Source organism: Rheinheimera lutimaris (assembly GCF_013283795.1).
GTDB lineage: Bacteria > Pseudomonadota > Gammaproteobacteria > Enterobacterales > Alteromonadaceae > Alishewanella > Alishewanella lutimaris.
Genome location: NZ_JABSOD010000010.1, coordinates 121,212 through 140,841 on the forward strand (window position 1 = coordinate 121,212; position 19,630 = coordinate 140,841).

The 19,630-nt window shown below is 48.5% G+C and carries 18 protein-coding genes; 6 read left to right on the plus strand and 12 right to left on the minus strand.

Annotated elements, in window-relative coordinates; all coding sequences use genetic code 11:
- Nucleotides 1-13 precede the first annotated feature (13 nt).
- From coaE to HRH59_RS11920, 11 genes are all read right to left on the minus strand, one after another.
- The gene (gene coaE / locus HRH59_RS11870; RefSeq protein ID WP_173501480.1) at nucleotides 14-619 is read right to left on the minus strand and encodes a dephospho-CoA kinase; all 606 of its coding nucleotides are present in this window, start codon (nucleotides 617-619) and stop codon (nucleotides 14-16) included.
- A 3-nt stretch (nucleotides 620-622) separates the two neighbouring features.
- Nucleotides 623-1,501: a prepilin peptidase gene (locus HRH59_RS11875; protein ID WP_331460175.1), complete on the minus strand. Its 879-nt coding sequence runs from the start codon at nucleotides 1,499-1,501 to the stop codon at nucleotides 623-625.
- Nucleotides 1,502-1,505: 4 nt separating this feature from the next.
- Nucleotides 1,506-2,738 carry a type II secretion system F family protein gene (locus tag HRH59_RS11880; protein WP_173501481.1) on the minus strand — a complete coding sequence of 411 codons (1,233 nt, stop codon included), beginning with the start codon at nucleotides 2,736-2,738 and terminating at the stop codon, nucleotides 1,506-1,508.
- 65 nt (nucleotides 2,739-2,803) lie between these two features.
- Nucleotides 2,804-4,504 carry a type IV-A pilus assembly ATPase PilB gene (gene pilB, locus HRH59_RS11885; protein WP_173501482.1) on the minus strand — a complete coding sequence of 567 codons (1,701 nt, stop codon included), beginning with the start codon at nucleotides 4,502-4,504 and terminating at the stop codon, nucleotides 2,804-2,806.
- Between the two features lie 173 nt (nucleotides 4,505-4,677).
- Nucleotides 4,678-6,126: a sulfatase-like hydrolase/transferase gene (locus tag HRH59_RS11890; protein ID WP_173501483.1), complete on the minus strand. Its 1,449-nt coding sequence runs from the start codon at nucleotides 6,124-6,126 to the stop codon at nucleotides 4,678-4,680.
- Between the two features lie 81 nt (nucleotides 6,127-6,207).
- On the minus strand, nucleotides 6,208-6,630 hold the full coding sequence (locus tag HRH59_RS19470; RefSeq protein WP_269435449.1) for a pilin: 423 nt from the start codon (nucleotides 6,628-6,630) through the stop codon (nucleotides 6,208-6,210).
- A gap of 378 nt (nucleotides 6,631-7,008) precedes the next feature.
- Nucleotides 7,009-7,482 carry a ribonuclease HepT family protein gene (locus HRH59_RS11900; protein ID WP_173501484.1) on the minus strand — a complete coding sequence of 158 codons (474 nt, stop codon included), beginning with the start codon at nucleotides 7,480-7,482 and terminating at the stop codon, nucleotides 7,009-7,011.
- A complete protein-coding gene (locus HRH59_RS11905; RefSeq protein ID WP_173501485.1) occupies nucleotides 7,479-7,775 on the minus strand; it encodes a nucleotidyltransferase domain-containing protein in 297 nt (98 codons plus the stop codon). The genes HRH59_RS11900 and HRH59_RS11905 overlap by 4 nt, the downstream gene beginning before the upstream one ends.
- Nucleotides 7,776-7,859: 84 nt before the next feature.
- Nucleotides 7,860-8,522 carry a DUF1294 domain-containing protein gene (locus HRH59_RS11910; protein WP_173501486.1) on the minus strand — a complete coding sequence of 221 codons (663 nt, stop codon included), beginning with the start codon at nucleotides 8,520-8,522 and terminating at the stop codon, nucleotides 7,860-7,862.
- Between the two features lie 98 nt (nucleotides 8,523-8,620).
- Nucleotides 8,621-9,490, minus strand: a complete 870-nt coding sequence (gene nadC, locus HRH59_RS11915) for a carboxylating nicotinate-nucleotide diphosphorylase (RefSeq protein ID WP_173501487.1) — start codon at nucleotides 9,488-9,490, stop codon at nucleotides 8,621-8,623.
- 42 nt (nucleotides 9,491-9,532) lie between these two features.
- Nucleotides 9,533-10,054, minus strand: coding sequence for a retropepsin-like aspartic protease family protein (locus HRH59_RS11920; protein ID WP_173501488.1), 522 nt, complete (start codon nucleotides 10,052-10,054; stop codon nucleotides 9,533-9,535).
- A gap of 67 nt (nucleotides 10,055-10,121) precedes the next feature.
- On the opposite strand from HRH59_RS11920, the gene ampD reads away from it, so the two are divergent.
- The 6 genes from ampD (at nucleotide 10,122) to lpdA (ending at nucleotide 18,745) form a co-directional block, all read left to right on the plus strand.
- Complete coding sequence (gene ampD / locus HRH59_RS11925) at nucleotides 10,122-10,676, plus strand: 1,6-anhydro-N-acetylmuramyl-L-alanine amidase AmpD (protein ID WP_173501489.1); 555 nt, start codon at nucleotides 10,122-10,124, stop codon at nucleotides 10,674-10,676.
- Between the two features lie 36 nt (nucleotides 10,677-10,712).
- The gene (gene ampE / locus HRH59_RS11930) at nucleotides 10,713-11,570 is read left to right on the plus strand and encodes a regulatory signaling modulator protein AmpE (RefSeq protein ID WP_173501490.1); all 858 of its coding nucleotides are present in this window, start codon (nucleotides 10,713-10,715) and stop codon (nucleotides 11,568-11,570) included.
- 479 nt (nucleotides 11,571-12,049) lie between these two features.
- Nucleotides 12,050-12,808 carry a pyruvate dehydrogenase complex transcriptional repressor PdhR gene (pdhR, locus tag HRH59_RS11935; protein WP_173501491.1) on the plus strand — a complete coding sequence of 253 codons (759 nt, stop codon included), beginning with the start codon at nucleotides 12,050-12,052 and terminating at the stop codon, nucleotides 12,806-12,808.
- Between the two features lie 65 nt (nucleotides 12,809-12,873).
- Complete coding sequence (aceE, locus tag HRH59_RS11940) at nucleotides 12,874-15,540, plus strand: pyruvate dehydrogenase (acetyl-transferring), homodimeric type (protein WP_173501492.1); 2,667 nt, start codon at nucleotides 12,874-12,876, stop codon at nucleotides 15,538-15,540.
- Between the two features lie 11 nt (nucleotides 15,541-15,551).
- Nucleotides 15,552-17,180: a pyruvate dehydrogenase complex dihydrolipoyllysine-residue acetyltransferase gene (gene aceF / locus HRH59_RS11945; protein ID WP_173501493.1), complete on the plus strand. Its 1,629-nt coding sequence runs from the start codon at nucleotides 15,552-15,554 to the stop codon at nucleotides 17,178-17,180.
- A gap of 152 nt (nucleotides 17,181-17,332) precedes the next feature.
- Entirely contained in the window at nucleotides 17,333-18,745 is a 1,413-nt protein-coding gene (gene lpdA / locus HRH59_RS11950; protein WP_173501494.1) for a dihydrolipoyl dehydrogenase, read from the plus strand.
- A gap of 48 nt (nucleotides 18,746-18,793) precedes the next feature.
- Here lpdA and HRH59_RS11955 read toward each other — a convergent pair whose 3' ends face one another.
- Nucleotides 18,794-19,477 (minus strand): hypothetical protein, encoded by a 684-nt coding sequence (locus HRH59_RS11955; RefSeq protein WP_173501495.1) that lies wholly within the window; start codon nucleotides 19,475-19,477, stop codon nucleotides 18,794-18,796.
- Nucleotides 19,478-19,630 lie beyond the last annotated feature (153 nt).

The window sequence follows — 19,630 nt, forward strand, 5'->3', positions numbered from 1 at the left end:
ACAGCTTACCGGCTTAGTGCGCGCTGGCCAGCTGCAAATAACGTTGATGCAGGGCGCCAATTTGCGGCGTTAAATCAGCAATGCTGCTGTCGTTGGTAATAATGTCATCGGCCAGTTTCAGCCGTTCGTCGCGGCTTATTTGGGCCGCCATAATAGCTTTTATCTGTGCTTCACCGGCATTGTCGCGCGCTGCCGCGCGGCTTAATTGCAGGCTTTCGGGTAAGTCTATCACCAATACCCGCTGCACATATTGCTGCAGCTTGTTCTCCAGCAGTAACGGTGCCACCAGCAATGCATAGGGTGATGTTAGTGCCGCCAGCTGTTGCAGTAACTGTTGCCGTATGGCCGGATGCAGTAACTGCTCCAGCCAGCGTTTATCTGCGCTGTTACTGAATATGCGTTGGCGCAACGCCGCACGGTTAAGCTCACCATTGACTTGCAAAATGTTGTCACCAAAATAACGCTGAATGGCATTCAGGCACACAGAGCCCGGCATAACCACTTCACGGGCAACGATGTCAGCGTCAACATACTGTACGCCCAATTCAGCAAACATGGCGGTTACGGTGCTTTTACCGCAGCCTATGCCGCCGGTAAGGCCAACAATATAATCCGACACTACTTACAAACCGAGGTAACGCAAGTAGCTGTTGGTCAATTGCTCACCCCATAGTAAGGCTATCCACCCGGCTGCTGCGATATAAGGCCCGAACGGGATCGGTGTCGCCTTGCTTTTACCCTGTACTGTTATAAGTATTACGCCAACTACAGCACCCACTGCAGAAGATAACAGAATAATTAACGGCAACTGCTGCCAGCCGAGTAAAGCGCCAAACACTGCCAGCAATTTAAAATCGCCGTAGCCCATGCCCTCTTTGCCGGTAAGCAGCTTAAACAGCCAGTATACGCTCCATAAGCTCAGATAACCGGCAGCGGCACCGACGATAGCCTGCGCCGGATTAACAAAGGCTGAATCACTCAGGCTGAATAACAACGCTAACCACAACAAGGGCAGGGTAAGCTGGTCCGGCAGCAGCATCTTATCCAAATCAATAAAGGTCAGTGCTATTAAGCCCCAAGTTACAAAAATCAGCACGGCAGCCGGCCAGCCAAAGCCGAGTTTTGCCGCTACTACGGCAGACAGTACGGCGGTTAAAGCTTCAACCAGTGGGTAGCGTGGGCTAATCGGCGCGCTGCAGCTGCGGCACTTGCCTTTTAACAGCAGCCAGCTTAGCAACGGCACATTATCACGCGCCAAAACCGGCGCATTACAGGCCGGACATGCCGAGCGTGGCACCGCCAGGTTAAATTTAGCCGGTGTGGCCGCCAGGCTGTCAGGCTGAAAATAGGCCTGATATTCCTGCTGCCACTCGTTCTCCATCATCTTAGGTAAGCGATAAATTAATACATTTAAAAAGCTGCCGATAACTAAACTCAGTAAGCCGGCACTAATCACAAACAGTGCCGGGTACTGGCTGAAAATAAACGAAAGTTCCTGCACCGAATTATCCTACTACTGAGCCTAAAGCAAAAATTGGCAGATACATTGCAATTATTAAACCACCGATAATAACGCCTAATACAGCCATAATAATTGGCTCCAACAAGGCGGTAAGACCGTCTACAGCATCGTCTACTTCTTGCTCATAAATACTGGCAACTTTAGATAACATGCTATCCAGCGAGCCAGACTCTTCGCCGATAGCTACCATCTGCACTACCATTTCGGGGAAGCGATCTGTTTGCTTCATCGCCAGATACATTTGGTTACCCGAGGACACTTCTTCCCGAACTTCCAAAATAGCGTTACGGTAAATTTCGTTGCCCGAAGCGCCGGCTGCAGATTCTAATGCTTCAATCAACGGCACGCCTGCAGCAAAAGTAGTAGACAAAGTGCGGGCGTAGCGCGCTACTGCAGCTTTGTTCATGATCATGCCCATGACCGGCAGTTTTAGCAGCAAGGCGTCTGCCTTGGTACGAAAAGCGAGGCTGCCGGCATACATGCGTTTGAACAGGAAAATGGCAGCAATTATCACACCCAACACCAACCACCAATAGGCCTGCATTAAGTCTGAAATGTGCATAACAAACTGGGTAAAAGCCGGTAACTCTGCGCCGAACCCTTTAAAAATATCAGCAAACTGAGGTACAACAAAAATCAGCAGGATCGACGTCACAATAGCTGCTACTACCATAACCGCCACAGGATAAAACATGGCTTTTTTAATTTTTGATTTTAGTGCTTCTGCTTTTTCGCGGTAAGTAGCCAAGCGGTCAAATACCTGGTCCAGCGAACCGGACGATTCACCGGATTTAACCAAGTCGCAGTACAGCTCGTCAAAATACTTCGGGTACTCGCGCAGTACATCTGACAGGGGTAAACCGGCCTGAATTTTCACCGAAATTTTCTGCATTAATGTGCGCAGGCTTTTGTTTTCTGAGCCATTGGCAATTAAGTCTATCGATTGTACCAGCGGTACGCCTGCCGTCAGCATAGTGGCAATTTGCCGCGTAACCACGGCTAAATCGCCGGGGGTTATTTTCTTGCCATCGCCAAACAATGATTTGGGCTTGCGTTTAACCCCGGACGGCGTAATACCTTGTTGGCGTAATAAAGCCTTTATTTCGGCGATACTGGTGCCTTTTAATTCGCCGTCTACTTTTTTACCACGGCGATTTACGCCCTTGTATAAATATACTTCCAGCTCTTTTATTTTAAATTGTTGTGCCTGAGCCATAATGGTTTCCTGTTACAGCGCCGTGGCGCTAATGGTCAAATTCTGTTGTCACTTGTCACTTGTCACTAGCCTTTAGTAACCCGGTTTACTTCGGCCAAACTGGTTAAACCGGCCGCGGCTTTAATTAAGCCGGACTGACGCAGGTTATTTACCCCTTCCTTTTGCGCCTGGGTAGCAATATCCAGTGAGTTGCCGCCCTGCATAATAATTTCCGCCATAATACCGCTTACCGGCATCACTTCGTAAATACCTACACGGCCTTTGTAACCGTTGGTGCAGTGGTCACAACCCACCGGCTTAAATACTTTGATGTTCGGCAATTGCTCAGCAGTAAAGCCTTGTTTTAACAGTTCTACTTCCGGCAGATGTTCCTGATGCTTGCAATGACTGCATAAACGTCGTGCCAGCCGCTGGGCAATAATTAATGATACTGAACTTGCCACGTTATACGACGGCACGCCCATATTTAATAGCCGTGTTAAGGTTTCCGGCGCAGAGTTAGTGTGCAGGGTAGACATAACCAAGTGGCCGGTTTGTGCGGCTTTTATGGCAATTTCAGCGGTTTCAAGGTCACGTATTTCGCCAACCATCACTACGTCAGGATCCTGGCGTAAGAACGATTTTAACGCCGAGGCAAAGGTTAAACCGGCGCGCGGGTTAACCTGTACCTGGTTAATGCCAGCCAGGTTTATTTCTACCGGGTCTTCGGCAGTAGAGATATTGGTTTCAGTGGTGTTTAAAATCGCCAAACCGGTATACAGCGATACTGTTTTACCCGAGCCGGTAGGGCCGGTTACTAAAATCATGCCTTGTGGCTGCGCTAACGCTTCCAAATACAGCTGTTTCTGATGTTCTTCATAACCCAGCACATCAATGCCCAGCATGGCGCTGTCTGAGTCGAGAATACGCATTACAATTTTTTCGCCCCACAAGGTAGGCAGGGTGCTAACACGAAAATCGATAGATTTTTTTGCTGATAATTTCAGCTTAATGCGACCATCCTGCGGTACACGCTTTTCGGCGATATCCAGCCGCGACATTACCTTTAACCGCGCGGATAACCGCGTAGAGAGTGCCACCGGTGGGCTGGCGACCTCGTGCAAAATACCATCGATACGAAAGCGGATGCGGTAGGTTTTCTCATACGGCTCAAAGTGTAAATCTGACGCGCCCTTACGGATAGCGTCCAGCAGCATTTTATTAATAAAGGCAATAATCGGCTGATCTTCTTTATCAACCTGGACGCCGGCACCACCTTCTTCGTCGTCGTCCTGGGTTATGCCCATTGAGCCTAAATCCCAGTCGCTGTTGTCGAAATCGCCGCCCATACTGTTATCAAACAGCTTATCAATCAGCTTATGTAGCTTATCATATTCTACTACTACCACTTCGGCGTTTAAGCCGGTGTTAAATTCAAAGTCTTCGATGGTTTGAATATTGGTAGGGTCTACTACGGCCAGGTACATATTACGGCCGCGCTTTCCCAGCGGCAGCATATCGGTTTTACGGATCAGCTTTTCGTTGCGCAAATCTTCCGGAATGCTTTCAACGTCGTAGTGCTCCAAGTCCATGCTAATAGCATGGCTGATTGCCGCAGCAGCCAGTGCCAGGTTGGGTGCAGTAATCAGCTTTTCAGCAATTAATAATTCCGGTAGGTTTTTGTACTGACTGCCTTTATCGGCAATAGCCTTAGCAGCAAGATCGCCATTTAGCAGGCCCTGCTGCACTAAACGTTTAAAAAGCGTTGAGGTTGTACTAACTGCCATTTAGCAAAAACACCCTGATTTAGCTGAAAATCTTAAATAGTAAGCCTGATTATGCCACTAAACCCTGTTTATTCAAGTTTATTACCGTTTGTTAAACTGCATCCTGAGCCGGTAGTGCACTTGGTCGAAAAGTTTATGCCAAAACGATTTTCGCCCTGCAAAAATCCACGATATTACTTTGATAGTTTTGTATTCGTATGGTTTGTTACCGCAGCCACGTTACCATGTAAAACGGAGTGAAATTCAGTTTTATTATCGCGAATACTGAATTTTATCCATGGCACTTTGTTATCGACAAAATGGGCTGCTTTTTCTTCCAGGTTAGTAATAATTGGGTCATGATCGCCAACGATAATGACCTCAACACCACTGAAATTGCCTGCCTCAATAGATTGCGCAAGACTGAAAAAGAACTGCGCTTGCAATTTAAGGTTACGACAAACTTGTGAATTGCTTGGGATTGCATATTTATTGCAGTCAAACACATCTATTACTAAATCACGTAAATCGTAGATAGCATGGCTGTTCAGTGTTAGCCAGTAGAAAAATTGCTTGCCAGGCTGTGCGAGTGCGGCTTCTGCAACTTTAATTGCTTCGAAATCACAAGCGCCTGGATAGGAGTAACAACGCCGTTCCCAAACCTTGTTTTCAAAGAAGGTTATTTCGTCAAAACCTGCCCGTGGATACCAATATATTCTGTCATATAATACACCCGAGGCTCCATGTAGTGCGCTTGTTTGGTAACCGAGCGATCTAAGATAATTTGGCAGACAAGTGTCAAACCTTTCTGTTACATCCCTAAGATTAAAATGATTAGGGCTAAGATTGCATATTTCTCTCAACTCCCCCGCAACAGTCGCGCCATGAAACTGCAGTTCGCCTTCGGCTTGCCAAAGTATTTTGTTACCCAGACGAGCTAACGGCGCTAACAACTGCTTTTGAACATCGGTGTTAACCGGAACGCCCCAAGATTCGCTTACAACCAAAAGCATCTTTGGTGCCGGTTGCCGCTCTCTCTCTTGCCACAAAGCCGTTGCGCTGGCAGGCTTTTCCCCTGAAAAAGCAGGGCCGTCCATGTTAAAGGTTTGCAGGAATCCGCGTGAGCGGTGTTCAATAGTATGAAGTGTCGGACTACCAACAATATGATTTTCAGCCAATCGCCACAGCTTATCTGTGTTGGTACTATCGCTGTAAACGTAGACTCCGTAAGCCATCAGGCCGATATTTAACATTACCAGAGCGTGCTTTGCATTTGTGAGTTTCGGAATGTGCCAAAATAGAACTGTTAAACAGAAAAAAAGAGCGAAAATGCCTAAAATGGAAAACTGATATTCTGACGGCGCTTGCAGTACAAATTTGGACAAGTAAATCAGATTATCTAAACGGATAAATTGAAAAATTTGGGCAAGTAAGGCTAATACATCTGTAGCGAAAAAAACAACAAAAAGTGTCATGCCCAACCAGCGTAGCTTGGTAAACATCAATACCGCTGCCAGCAAATAGTCTAAGTTTACATACGGGCGGCCAAGGTCCAACCAAGCGGCTAAAACAACCAGGGCAATGTTGGGCAATACTGCTATCAGGATAAACGACAGCATAAAAGATTTTATTTCGCTATGCATAAAGGTACTTGGTTTAAAACAGTAAAAATAAAAACACCCCGAAATGCGGGGTGTTTAACAAAAAACTACATAAAGAAGCTATTAGCTACCTGTGCCACATCCACTTGGTGCATAATCGTCTGCACCACTGTATACACATGTCCAAACGCCTGCAGTGCTTCTTGTTAGTGTAAGTGTATCACCACCAACGCCGGCACCTTTAGTTGTACCAACGATAGTGCCTGCACCATCTTCAGTTGCAGCTGCAGAAATACCAGAACAAGCACTGTTCTGTGCTAAACCAATAGTGCCAGGTGCAACAGTGGCATGTTTACCTTCCAGTACCATAATCTCAAACTGAGTACGGCCCGGAGAGATTTCGCCTAAACAGGCAGACACGTTAGAACGTGCAGTGTAGTTTTGGTACTGTGGAATAGCGATAGCAGCAAGGATACCGATAATCGCGATTACAATTAACAGTTCGATCAGGGTAAAACCCTGTTGAGTACGTTTCATATTAGTCATTTTAACTTCTCCTGATTTTTATTTAGCCATAAAGGCTGGGTGCTATTTTGAGCATTTTTACAATTGGCGCAAGCGAAATGTTACCAATTTCATCGCATTTAGCTAAATTATTGCTTATAAAGCTAATTTGCATATTGGCGGTGCGATTTTACGTCATGCTGTATAGTACAAAAGTACTAGTTTTATTGCTCTAATTTTTTAAGCAATAAATCTGAATGCTGTTTATCGTTACGCAATAGCCAACCGCCGCATTAACTTTAGCAGTAATTTGTCGGTTTTTTCGGCGGTTTTAGCCAGCTGGCGCGGTACAGGCGTGATAAATGGTTGTGGATATCAGAGAAAGAAGCTGCTGGCGGTAGTATGAGCTACCGCAGAGTTTTAAAGCAGGTTGCGCTGTGTAAGTGCTGAGGTAAGCGCTTCGGCAAAACCGGTTAGCAGGGGGATAAAGTTTTGCGCGTTGTTAATAGCCTCAGCCAGTATGGCCGGGTCTTCAATATATTCATGCACCATTTTGTTACGTAATTGCCGCGCCAATAACCAGTTTTCTGCTGATTCCAACCAGCCGAATTTTTCTGCCTTATTAAGGTTATCCAGCACCGGACCGGTTTTTTCGCCAAGCGCAGCCAGCGTGGCCGGTAATAATTTATCACCGATATTGTCTTGCAAGCGGCCGAAGCGGCTGGCAAAGGCATCAAGCTGTTCAGATAAAGCAATATTATTTTCAAGGTTTTGCAAGGCGGTTGCATCAAGAGGTTGTTTAAACAGCCGGCTTGCAGTTTGTTGCAGGTAGAGGTTTTCCTTGCCGATAACTCTTACTAAAAATTGCAACCGTAATGTGGTGTCATTTGTCATAACACTATACCTTGAGCCGCAACAGCATGAATAGGCGTACTGGCAATATTAGGTGCGCTGACAATTACGTCTATTTTTTGCAGCCCCAGTACCTGCATTAAGCGTGCTTCCAGCCGGGCACTTGCCAATACAGGTTGCATTACCGGATGCGGCAGTTCTACTAACAAATCGATATCGCCGCCGCGTTTGTTGTCGTCCATTCTGGAACCAAACAATTTAACCCTGGCATTCGGGCCGAAAATATCTTTGGCTTCGACAGTGATCATATCTGCTTGTTGTTTACTGAGGCGCATAAAACGGTTACCTGTTACGTTATGCCGTTAATTAAAAGAAGTGTAGCAAAGCCGCGTTATGAAACACAGGCATAAAATAGCGGACTAACTGCCAAGCAGTGCCATGCGGGCTAAAAACTGTTGGCCCCAGGGGGATAGCAACCAGATAACCAATAAGGCATTGCCGACAATAACAAAGCCAAATTCACGGCGGAATGGCAGCTTGCTGCGTTTGTGGGCCAATTGACGCTGTGCCAGATAGGCTCCAGGCCAGCCGCCTATCAGTGCAAACAGCTGCAGGCTTTGTTCTGCCAGGCGGTTGCCGTGGCGGGCAATGGCGGCTTCTTTGTCGGCTTTATACAGCCAATAGGTAAAGATGCTGGCTTCCAGATATAACAGTGGCAATACATACAGCAGTTGGCCGAACAATAACGCCGCTACTACGGCAATAAGAAAGGCAATACGAAACCACAGGGCCAGCTGGTTGGCGTAGTAAATACTGTGGTCGGTATTTTTATTGCTGTTATTTTTGTGTTCGGCAGGGGAGGCGCTGTTTTTTGCTGTGGCAAAGCGCCACGGTGCGGCGATATCGCGGCCACGCTTATCTTTGCTCAGGCTGAAATACAACAGATCGCCGGTTTGCGGCCGGCCGGCATCGCCGGCGTGATCGCGGATATGGAAAAACAGTTTTTGCTGCGTTTGTTGGCACACCACAAAGCCGAAGCCTTTGTCGTCGCGCCAAAATACTACATTACCGCTTAATTGCATCGGGTTATCCTGCTGCTTGTCTCGTTCCGTGAGACAGGCCCACTGTAGCAGAAGTTTAACCGCCGGACGTCAGATGAGTTGTTTTTTAACCGGCTGTGTTACTGCTGAATGGTCAGCCGCATGGATAAATCTATCGCCTGCACATGCTTGGTTAAGGCACCGCTGGAAATATAATCTACCCCGGTAGCTGCCAGTTCTGTTAAGCGCTCGCTGGTAATATTGCCCGATACTTCAAGCTTGGCTTTGCCGCTGTTTAGCGCCACCGCCTGGTTAATATCAGCCAGGCTAAAGTTGTCCAGCATAATAATATCGGCGCCGGCGTTAAGTGCTTGTTGCAGTTCGGCGAGGTTTTCTGTTTCTACTTCTACCGGTTTGCCGGGAAAATTCTGCCGCGCTGTGGCTACCGCATTGGCAATGGAGCCGGCAGCGGCGATATGGTTTTCTTTAATTAAAAAGGCATCAAACAAACCGATACGGTGATTTTTACCGCCGCCGGTAGTTACCGCGTACTTTTGCGCAAAGCGTAAGCCCGGCAGGGTTTTGCGGGTATCTAATAATTTGGTATTGCTACCGTGCAAATACTGTACATAGTGCGCTGTGGTGGTGGCGGTGGCACTTAACAGCTGCAGAAAATTCAGCGCAGTGCGCTCGCCGGTAAGTAAAATACGCGCCGGGCCGGTTAAGCTGCAAAGCACACTGTTAGCCGCGACTTTATCGCCGTCTTTTACCTGCCATTTAATGCTTACTTCATTGCCAAGCTGACGAAATACTTCATCGGCAAAGGCGGTGCCGCATACTACGCAGGGCTCGCGGGTAATTATAGTGGCGCTGGCCTGCTGGGCCGGCGGTATTAATGACGCCGTAATGTCGCCCTGGCTTAAAGGTAAAAAGCCCAGGTCTTCTGCCAGAGCATTAGACACAGCGCGGATAATTTCCTGTTGGTGCAAGGTAGTAAGATTAGTATGCATAGTCTTTGATATAGCCTTTGGTAAAACAGCTGTATGTAAGCGTCAGTTGTGTTGGATCAGCGTAAGCTGGTTGCCCTGTTGGTGAAATTCTAACTGTTTAAGCGCGCTCATGCCCAATAATATCTCGGTGCCGGCTAAATTAGGCACGATACTGGTGGGCAGGTTGGTCAGAACTATGTCACCTAACTGCAACCGGTCAATGCGGCTGCGGTATGCCGTAGTAATACCGTTTGCCGTGCTGACTTGCATCGGGGCTCCCTGTGGCAGGCCAAGTTTTTGCGCTGTCTGGCTGTCAATAGCGACGGTAGTGGCGCCGGTGTCCAGCATAAAGTCTACCGGTTGGTTATTTACCAGCGCTGTGCCGACATAGTGGCCGCTTTTGTTGCGGATAAGCACGGTGCGGGTTTCACCCTGGCTGCCTTGAATACTTTGCAGCTGCTGATTTGGGTTAAGCTGTTTGCTGATGGTGTCCTGAAAAAACATAAACAGCAGCACCATTAAAATAAGCCAGGCAATAATGGCAAAGGTCTTACCATATTTGTTTGATGGTTCAGGCGCTTGCATTAACGGCCTCCGGCAGTGACAATAGCGCATAGCTTACTGACACCGCCGTATAAAGGCAAAACTTCTGATGAGCGCCGAATCTCCTGCTATGTTACAGCGGCCCAGCCCGCACTGCGATGCCCGCCCCGACGGCGAGAGTATCAGCCTGTTGGTGATCCACAATATCAGCCTGCCGGCGGCAGAGTTTGCTGCGCTACCTGAACAAAGTTATGTCGATGCCTTGTTTATGGGCACGCTGGATTGCAATGCACACCCCACTTTTACCGGTTTGGCCGGGGTTAGGGTTTCGGCACACTGTGTTATCTGGCGTGATGGCCGTATTTTTAACTATGTGCCCTTTAGCAAGCGCGCCTGGCACGCCGGGGTTAGCCGGTTTGCCGGCCGTGAGCGCTGCAATGATTTTTCCATTGGCATTGAGTTAGAAGGCACCGACAATTTGCCTTATACTGAGCAGCAATATCACAGCCTTATTAAGCTGACTTATTTTTTAATGCAACAACATCCGGCTATTACGCCACAGCGTATAGTGGGCCATTGTGATATTGCGCCGGGGCGTAAAACCGACCCCGGCATCGCGTTTGATTGGATGCGCTACCGCAATGCGTTAAAAAATGTGCGATAAAGAGTGCTGTAAAGAGCGCGATCAAGGAGTTTGGGTATGACATTAATCAGTATGCTGCTGGCGTTAATTATCGAGCGGCTGGCAGTGCGCAGCGATGCCTGGCAAGCTAACCGCTATTGCCGCGCTTATGTGCGCTTTACCGCCGGCTCTGCGCTGCGTAAGTTGGCAGCAGACAAATTAGGGCAATATCTGTGGCTGGCCTTGCCGGGTGCCGTGGTGATGTTGCTGCTGTATTTGCTGGACAACCATTTAATCAGCCTGCTGGTTAACACCCTGGTGTTGCTGCTGGCTATCGGCTGCTGGCATTACCGTCAGCTGTATAAGCAGTATTTAAATGCGATGGACCGCGGTGACGAAGAAGCCGCCTTTATTACCATGCAGCAAATGCGCAGTGATATGGGCAGCCAACGCGAGCAAAGCAGCTATGGTCAGTTGCTGGTTTGGTTAAACTTCCGTTACTACGCGGCAGTGGTATTTTGGTTTTTACTGTTGGGCGCTTTTGGTGTCATTACTTATGTATTGGTACGCCATTTACAGGAAGCGGTAGCCGAAGAGCATGCGGCCGATTACGCTGTCTGTCTGGGTGAAGATAACAAGGCAGTACACTGCACCGCGCATTGGGCGTTGTGGTTTCCTGCGAGGCTGTTTGGTTTGGGTTTTGCACTGGTGGGGCATTTCTCCCGCGCCTCTACGGCTTTATTGGGTTACTTCCTTGATTTTACTGCCGACAACGAGCAGGTAATAGTTGACGTGGCGACCGCAGCAGAGCCACTGCCGGCTGAGAGTTTAAATACGCTGGAAGACAGCAGCTATATGGTGCAGCTGGCCAAACGTAATATGTTGTTCTTTTTAGCTTTTACTGCCATTTTAACGTTAAGTGGTTGGCTGGGATAGGCAAACCTCCGAATCTCACCCCAGCCATCGAATCTCCCCCAACCCCCTCTTTGCTAAAGAGGGGGATAACCGTAGCAGGCGCTAACTCCGATAGCGCAGCCACAAACTGATTTCGCGCAGCGAAGGCGGATAAGCAATTTGTCCGGAACAAATTGCATCGGCGTAGCCGGTCCGCCAGCTTGAGGGCAGGACTGCCGAAAGCCCGTTGTGGCGAGCACAGCGGCAGTTAGCGCCGGTGGCCGGGCTGGTATCGTCATCGCCCTACCACTCTGGTCAGACCAATTCTTTCTCTACCTGTCATACCTTAGCAATGTTGAGTTATTACTCTAACTATTTTCCGCTTTTGCCTTTGCATAGATTCTCTGCTTTATTTACTTGTTATGCAGAAACTGCTACCTTATCGCCACTAAAAATAAATTGGTAAGACCAATTTACAGTGAGCTGAAGCTAAGCTCTGCAACAGGCAAATATGGCGGCGCATGGCAGATTTTAAAATTAAACCGGCGAAACTCTCAGATCGCATAGTCGAGCAACTGGAAAACATGTTGCTGGAGGGCAGTTTTGCGCCGGGACAAAAGCTGCCGCCGGAGCGTGATCTGGCGGAAATGTTTGCTGTGTCACGGCCATCATTACGTGAGGCCATTCAAAAGCTGGAAGCCAAGGGGTTGGTAAGCCGGCGTCAGGGCGGCGGCACTTACGTTTGCGATAATCTGGCTGTTGGCCTTACCGATCCGTTGTTTGAGCTGATTGCACGCCACCCTGAGTCACAATTTGATTTACTGGAATTTCGCCACGCCTTAGAAGGCATTTGTGCTTATTACGCGGCACTGCGTGGCACCACAGCAGATTTTACACAGATCACCGCGCATTATGACGCTATATGTCAGGCCCAGCAGCTTGGCGATATAGACGCTGAAGCCAAAGCGGTGGGCAGTTTTTATTTAGCGGTGGCCGAAGCGTCGCACAATGTAGTGTTACTGCATTTGGTGCGCGGGTTAACGCCACTGGTGGAGCAGAATATCCGGTTAAACCTGGAAACGCTGCAGCAGAAGGAAGGCATTGTCGGCCAGCTGAACTCGCATCGGCAACGGCTGATGCAAGCGGTCATTAATGGTGAGCCGGAGAAAGCCCGCCAGGCCAGTAATGGTCATCTGGCCTTTATTGAAGAAGCATTGCTGGATGTAGGTAAAGAGCGTTCGCGTATTGAGCGCTCGTTACGCCGCACCCAGCAAGGCTAGTATCTTACTTTTAACGCACATGAGCATTTATAGCACAGGCGTGCATAACCAAAGGAAACCTCGATATGTCTGAAGTCAGTAAAGTTGACATCGACGCTCTGGAAACCAAAGAGTGGCTTGAAGCGCTGGAATCGGTAGTTCGCACTGAAGGGGTAGAGCGGGCGCAGTTCCTGCTGGAGCAAGTGCTGGAGCAAGCCCGGTTAGAAGGTGTTGCTATGCCTACCGGCGTCACCACCAACTACATTAATACCATTCCTACGCAGCAAGAACCGGCATACCCGGGCGATGTTAACCTGGAGCGACGTATCCGTTCGGTGATCCGTTGGAATGCCATTATGATAGTGCTGCGCGGCTCGAAAAAAGAGCTGGATTTAGGCGGTCATATGGCGTCTTACCAGTCTTCTGCGGCGTTTTATGAAACCTGCTTTAACCACTTTTTCCGCGCACCGAATGAAAAAGACGGCGGCGATTTGGTTTACTACCAGGGCCATATTTCACCGGGTATTTACGCTCGTGCCTTTGTTGAAGGCCGCTTAACTGCTGAGCAACTGGACAGCTTCCGTCAGGAAGTAGACGGTAAAGGCTTATCCAGCTACCCGCACCCGAAATTAATGCCGGAGTTTTGGCAGTTCCCTACGGTATCTATGGGCTTAGGGCCTATTGCCTCTATTTACCAGGCGCGGTTTTTAAAGTATTTACATGGCCGTGGTTTAAAAGACACCAGCGCACAGCGCGTGTATGCCTTTTTAGGCGATGGCGAGATGGACGAGCCGGAATCACGCGGTGCTATCAGCTTTGCTGCCCGTGAGAAGCTGGGTAACCTGTGTTATTTAATTAACTGTAACCTGCAGCGGCTTGATGGCCCGGTAATGGGTAACGGTAAAATTATCCAGGAGCTGGAAGGTTTATTCCGCGGCGCCGGCTGGAACGTAATCAAGGTCGTGTGGGGCCGTGGTTGGGACAAACTGCTGGCCAAAGACACCACCGGTAAACTGCTGCAACTGATGAACGAAACAGTCGACGGCGATTACCAAACTTACAAAGCTAACGACGGTGCTTATGTACGTAAGCATTTCTTCGGCCGTTACCCGGAAACCGCAGCTTTAGTTGCTGACATGACCGACGAAGAAATTTTCGATTTAAAACGCGGCGGCCATGAACCATCGAAACTGTATGCTGCCTTTAAAGCAGCGCAGGAATGCACCGACAAACCTACCGTTATCCTGGCGAAAACCGTAAAAGGTTACGGCATGGGCGAAGCGGCAGAGGGCAAAAATATTGCCCACCAGGTGAAGAAAATGGATATGACGCACGTGCTGCAACTGCGCAAGCGTTTAGGCCTGGAAGATTATATCAGCGAAGATGCGGTAGCCGACTTACCTTACATTAAGCTGCCGGAAGGTTCACCGGAACTGAAATACCTGCACGACCGCCGTGCCGCGTTAAACGGTTACACCCCGGTGCGCTTACCTAACTTTACCGAGAAACTTGAACTGCCGGAGCTAAGTGCTTTTGATGGTCTGCTGGAAGAGCAAAAGCGTGATATCTCTACCACCATGGCCTATGTGCGGGCGCTGAACATTCTGTTAAAAGATCAGCATATCGGTAAGCAAATAGTGCCGATTATTGCCGACGAAGCCCGTACCTTTGGTATGGAAGGCTTGTTCCGTCAAATTGGTATTTATAACCCGGGCGGCCAAACCTATACCCCGGAAGACCGTTCAGTAGTCAGTTACTACAAAGAAGATATCGGCGGCCAGGTACTGCAGGAAGGCATTAACGAACTGGGCGCGATGTCGTCCTGGGTGGCGGCGGCTACCTCCTACAGCACCAACGATTTGCCGATGATCCCGTTCTACATTTACTACTCTATGTTCGGCTTCCAACGTGTTGGCGATATGGCATGGATGGCCGGTGATCAGCAAGCGCGCGGCTTCCTGTTAGGCGCTACTGCAGGGCGTACCACGCTGAACGGCGAAGGCTTACAGCACGAAGACGGCCACAGCCATATTCTGGCCGGCACTGTGCCTAACTGTATTTCGTACGACCCAACCTACGCTTTCGAGCTGGCGGTTATTCTGCATGACGGTATTCACCGCATGTACGGCGAAGCGCAGGAAAACATCTATTACTACATTACGGTAATGAACGAGAACTACCATCATCCGGCGATGCCAAAAGGCGCTGAAGAAGGTATTCGTCGCGGTATTTATAAGCTGGAAAGCTTAAACGGCGATCGCGGTAAGGTTCAGCTGATGGGCTCGGGCACTATCTTAAATGAAGTGCGCAAAGCAGCAGAAATACTCAGCAAAGATTACGGTGTCGCGTCTGACGTGTACTCGGTAACCTCGTTTAACGAGTTAGCCCGCGATGGCCAGGATTGCGAGCGCTTTAATATGCTTAACCCGGATGCGAAAGCCAAAACGCCATACATTGCTACGGTAATGAACAGTGCGCCGGCGATAGCGGCCACCGATTATATGAAAAACTATGCCGACCAGGTGCGGGCCTTTATTCCGGCCACATCCTACAAGGTGCTGGGCACCGACGGTTACGGCCGCTCGGACAGCCGCGAAAACCTGCGCCGTCACTTTGAAGTGAACGCCGGTTACATCGTAGTGGCAGCACTTAGCGAGCTGGTAAAACAAGGCGAACTGAAAAAAGCGGTAGTGGCAGATGCAATTAAGAAGTTTGGCATCGACGCTGGCAAAACCAACCCACTGTACGCATAAGAGGATTGCACATGACTATTGAAATTCATGTTCCGGATATTGGTGCTGATGAAGTTGAAGTCACCGAAGTTCTGGTAAAGGTTGGCGACAAAGTAGCCGCTGATCAGTCACTGCTTAGCGTAGAAGGCGATAAGGCCTCTATGGAAGTACCGGCTGCAGAAGCGGGTGTGGTAAAAAGCATTAACGTAAAAGTAGGCGACAAGGTAAAAACCGGCAGCCTGATTATGACCTTTGAAGGTGAAGGTGCAGCCCCGGCGAAGCAAGAAGCTAAAGCAGAGCCAAAAGCTGAAACTAAAACCGAAGCTAAAGCGGAAAGCAAAACCACCAGCGTACAAGAAGTAAAAGTACCGGATATTGGCGGCGATGCGGTTGAAGTTACCGAAATTATGGTCAAAGTAGGCGACACGGTAAGCGAAGAGCAGTCGTTGCTGAGCGTAGAAGGCGACAAAGCCAGCATGGAAGTGCCGGCACCGTTCGCTGGTAAAGTAAAAGAGATAAAAATCAGCGTCGGTGATAAGGTATCTACCGGCAGCCTGATTATGCTGTTTGAAACCACAGGTTCGGCCGGTGCTGCACCGGCAGAAGCTGAAGCGCCAAAAGCTGAAAGCAAAGCCGAAACGAAAGCCGAAACGAAAACTGAAGCTGCGCCAGCCAAAACTGAGGCTGCACCTGCTGCCTCTAACGATGGCTTTGTGGAAAACAGTGCCTATGCGCATGCGTCACCGGTTATCCGCCGCTTAGCGCGCGAGTTTGGCATTAACCTGGCTAAAGTTAACGGCACAGGCCGCAAAGGCCGCGTAGTTAAAGAAGACGTGCAAAACTACGTTAAGCAGCTGGTAAAACAAGCTGAAAGCGGTGCGGCGTCTTCAGGTTCTGGCTCAGGCAACAGCATGGGCTTTGACTTAATCGCCTGGCCAAAAGTCGACTTTGCCAAGTTCGGTGAAGTAGAAGCCAAGCCGCTGTCACGTATTCAGAAGTTATCCGGCAATAATTTACACCGTAACTGGGTGCGTATTCCGCATGTTACCCAGTTTGATGAAGCCGATATCACCGGGCTGGAAGACTTCCGCAAAGAGCAAAATGCTCTGGCCGAGAAGAAAAAGCTGGGTGTTAAGTACACGCCGCTGGTGTTTATTATGAAAGCGGTCGCTAAAGCACTGGAAGAGTTCCCGACTTTCTGCAGCTCGTTGTCAGAAGATGGCCAAAGCCTGATCCTGAAAAAATACGTGCACTTAGGTATCGCGGTAGACACGCCAAATGGCTTAGTGGTACCGGTAGTAAAAGACGTAAACAAAAAAGGCATTATCGAGCTGTCGCGCGAGCTACAGGAAATCTCGGTAAAAGCGCGTGAGGGCAAGTTAACCTCTGCCGATATGCAGGGCGGCTGCTTTACCATATCAAGCCTGGGTGGCATTGGCGGCACGGCGTTTACGCCTATTGTAAATGCGCCTGAAGTCGCCATATTAGGGGTGTCGAAATCAGACATTAAACCGAAATGGAACGGTAAAGAGTTTGAGCCTAAGTTAATGTTACCGCTAAGTATGTCTTACGATCACCGCGTTATCGACGGCGCCCTGGCGGCCCGCTTTACCGCAACGCTGGCCAGCTATCTGGCGGATATTCGTCAGATCATTATGTAACTGTGTAACCAGGAGCGAATTTTGTGTCCCGTGCTGAAAAGTTACGGGACATCGCTCAGGCAGGATGTTAAAATTCTGCCACTTTTTTCGCCTGACAGCCGTGCCCTACATGCTGTTGTCAGTACACTGAACTGATAAAGAAAGGTAATACGATGAGCAACGATATCAAAACTCAGGTAGTAGTCGTGGGCGCAGGCCCTGGTGGTTATTCTGCCGCATTTCGTGCCGCAGACTTAGGTTTGGAAGTTACCCTGGTTGAAGCGCGCAGCACCCTGGGTGGCGTGTGTTTAAACGTAGGTTGTATTCCGTCTAAAGCCTTATTACACGTTGCTAAGGTAATTGACGATGCCCGCGATATGGCGTCCCACGGTGTTACCTTTGGTGAGCCGAAAATTGATTTAGATAAAATCCGTAGCTGGAAAGACAAAGTAGTCGGCCAGCTGACTAACGGCCTGGCCGGTATGTCAAAAATGCGCAAAGTGAAGGTCGTTACCGGCTACGGTAAATTTACCGGCGCTAACACCTTACAGGTTGGCGACACTAAAATTACTTTTGAACACGCTATTATCGCCGCAGGTTCAGAGCCGGTATCACTGCCGTTTATTCCAAAAGATGACGACCGTATTATCGACTCAACCGGCGCACTGGAATTAAAAGACATTCCTGGCGAAATGCTGGTATTGGGTGGCGGTATTATCGGCCTGGAAATGGGCACTGTATACCGTGCGCTGGGTTCTAAAGTATCGGTAGTAGAATTTGCTGATCAGTTAGTACCAGCGGCCGACGCCGACCTGGTTAAAGCCTACACCAAGTACAACAAAGACAACTACAACATCATGTTGTCTACCAAGGTTGTTGGCGTAGAAGCGAAAAAAGACGGCTTGTATGTCACTTTCGAAGGCAAAAACGCACCGGAAAAAGCCGTACGTTATGACAAAATCCTGGTAGCGGTTGGCCGTAAGCCAAACGGCAACCTGTTAGACGCGGCCAAAGCCGGTGTTAACGTCGACGAGCGCGGTTTTATCAATGTAGATAAGCAACTGCGTACTAACGTTGGCCATATCTATGCAATCGGTGACGTTATCGGCCAGCCGATGTTAGCGCACAAAGCGGTACACGAAGGCCACGTAGCGGCTGAAGTGATCTCTGGCATGAAGCACTACTTCGACCCGCGCTGCATTCCGTCAGTAGCTTACACCGACCCGGAAATGGCCTGGACCGGCATTACCGAGAAAGAAGCCAAAGAGCAGGGCTTAAAAGTAGAAACCGCTACCTTCCCATGGGCAGCATCAGGCCGTGCTATCGCTTCAGCGCGTACTGAAGGCTTCACCAAGCTGATTTTCGACAAAGAAACGCACCGTATTCTGGGTGGCGCTATTGTTGGTATTAACGCCGGTGAAATGCTGGGTGAAATCTGCTTAGCAGTAGAAATGGGTGCCGACGCAGAAGATATCGCGTTAACCATCCACGCTCACCCAACGCTGAACGAGTCTATCGGTTTAGCCGCCGAGATGTACGAAGGCTCAATCACCGACCTGCCAAACCCGAAAGCGAAGAAAAAGTAATTTTTCTGCGTTGAGTGTTTAAGACAAAGGCCGCAAATGCGGCCTTTGTTATCTGAATATTCCCATACCATTGAATTGTTGAGCTAGGTAATTGGCATAATGGTCTGTCATACCACATATGAAATCGAGTCCTCTCATTATTCCATGGTACGTAGCAATATTTTTATCTTTATTTTCTGCTTTTATATAAGCTCGTACTTCTGGTGAAAAGGTATCCCTGCCTACAAGGTCAAGTATTCTTTTTGACTTACTACTTATATTTTTATCGTCTCCTGTATTATCAATATACTCTACAATTGCTTCGATAATGTTTTCTAGTAGCGTTGCCAGAGTATTGTAAGCGCCGATTTCGAGTTCAATTTTCCTTGGATGTTTAAACAACTTTGATTTTGCTAAGTCTTTTGCTGCATTAACAGCCTCTTTAACTTCAGGAGAGCACAAGCTAATCAAATCCTTTTTCGACTTGAAAATATCACCATTCAAAAAATCATGTTGATTATCAATAAATGCTTTTGCACCTGCATCAACAAATTTTTGAATTATCAGACCTCTCAATATTGACATCTTTCTGCCGTTACTTAAAGTAGCGAAGCTTTTCTCAAATTCTTCTATGTCCGTTTTGTCCAAAGCTGGCTCTATTATTTTGTAAACCTCGCTCCAAGAGAGAATTCCCATTGATATCCCGTCTTCTAAATCTATGATTGCATAGCAAAAATCATCAGCGGCTTCCATCAAGTACACAAGAGGGTGACGAGCATAAATATTTGAGTCGAGTTTTAATAATCCTGTCTTCAGCGCTACATCGTGATAGATCGAAATTTCTGAATTGAATATTCCAAATTTTCCCTCTGTAGTGGTCTAATAAAACCGGACACCATTTTAGGT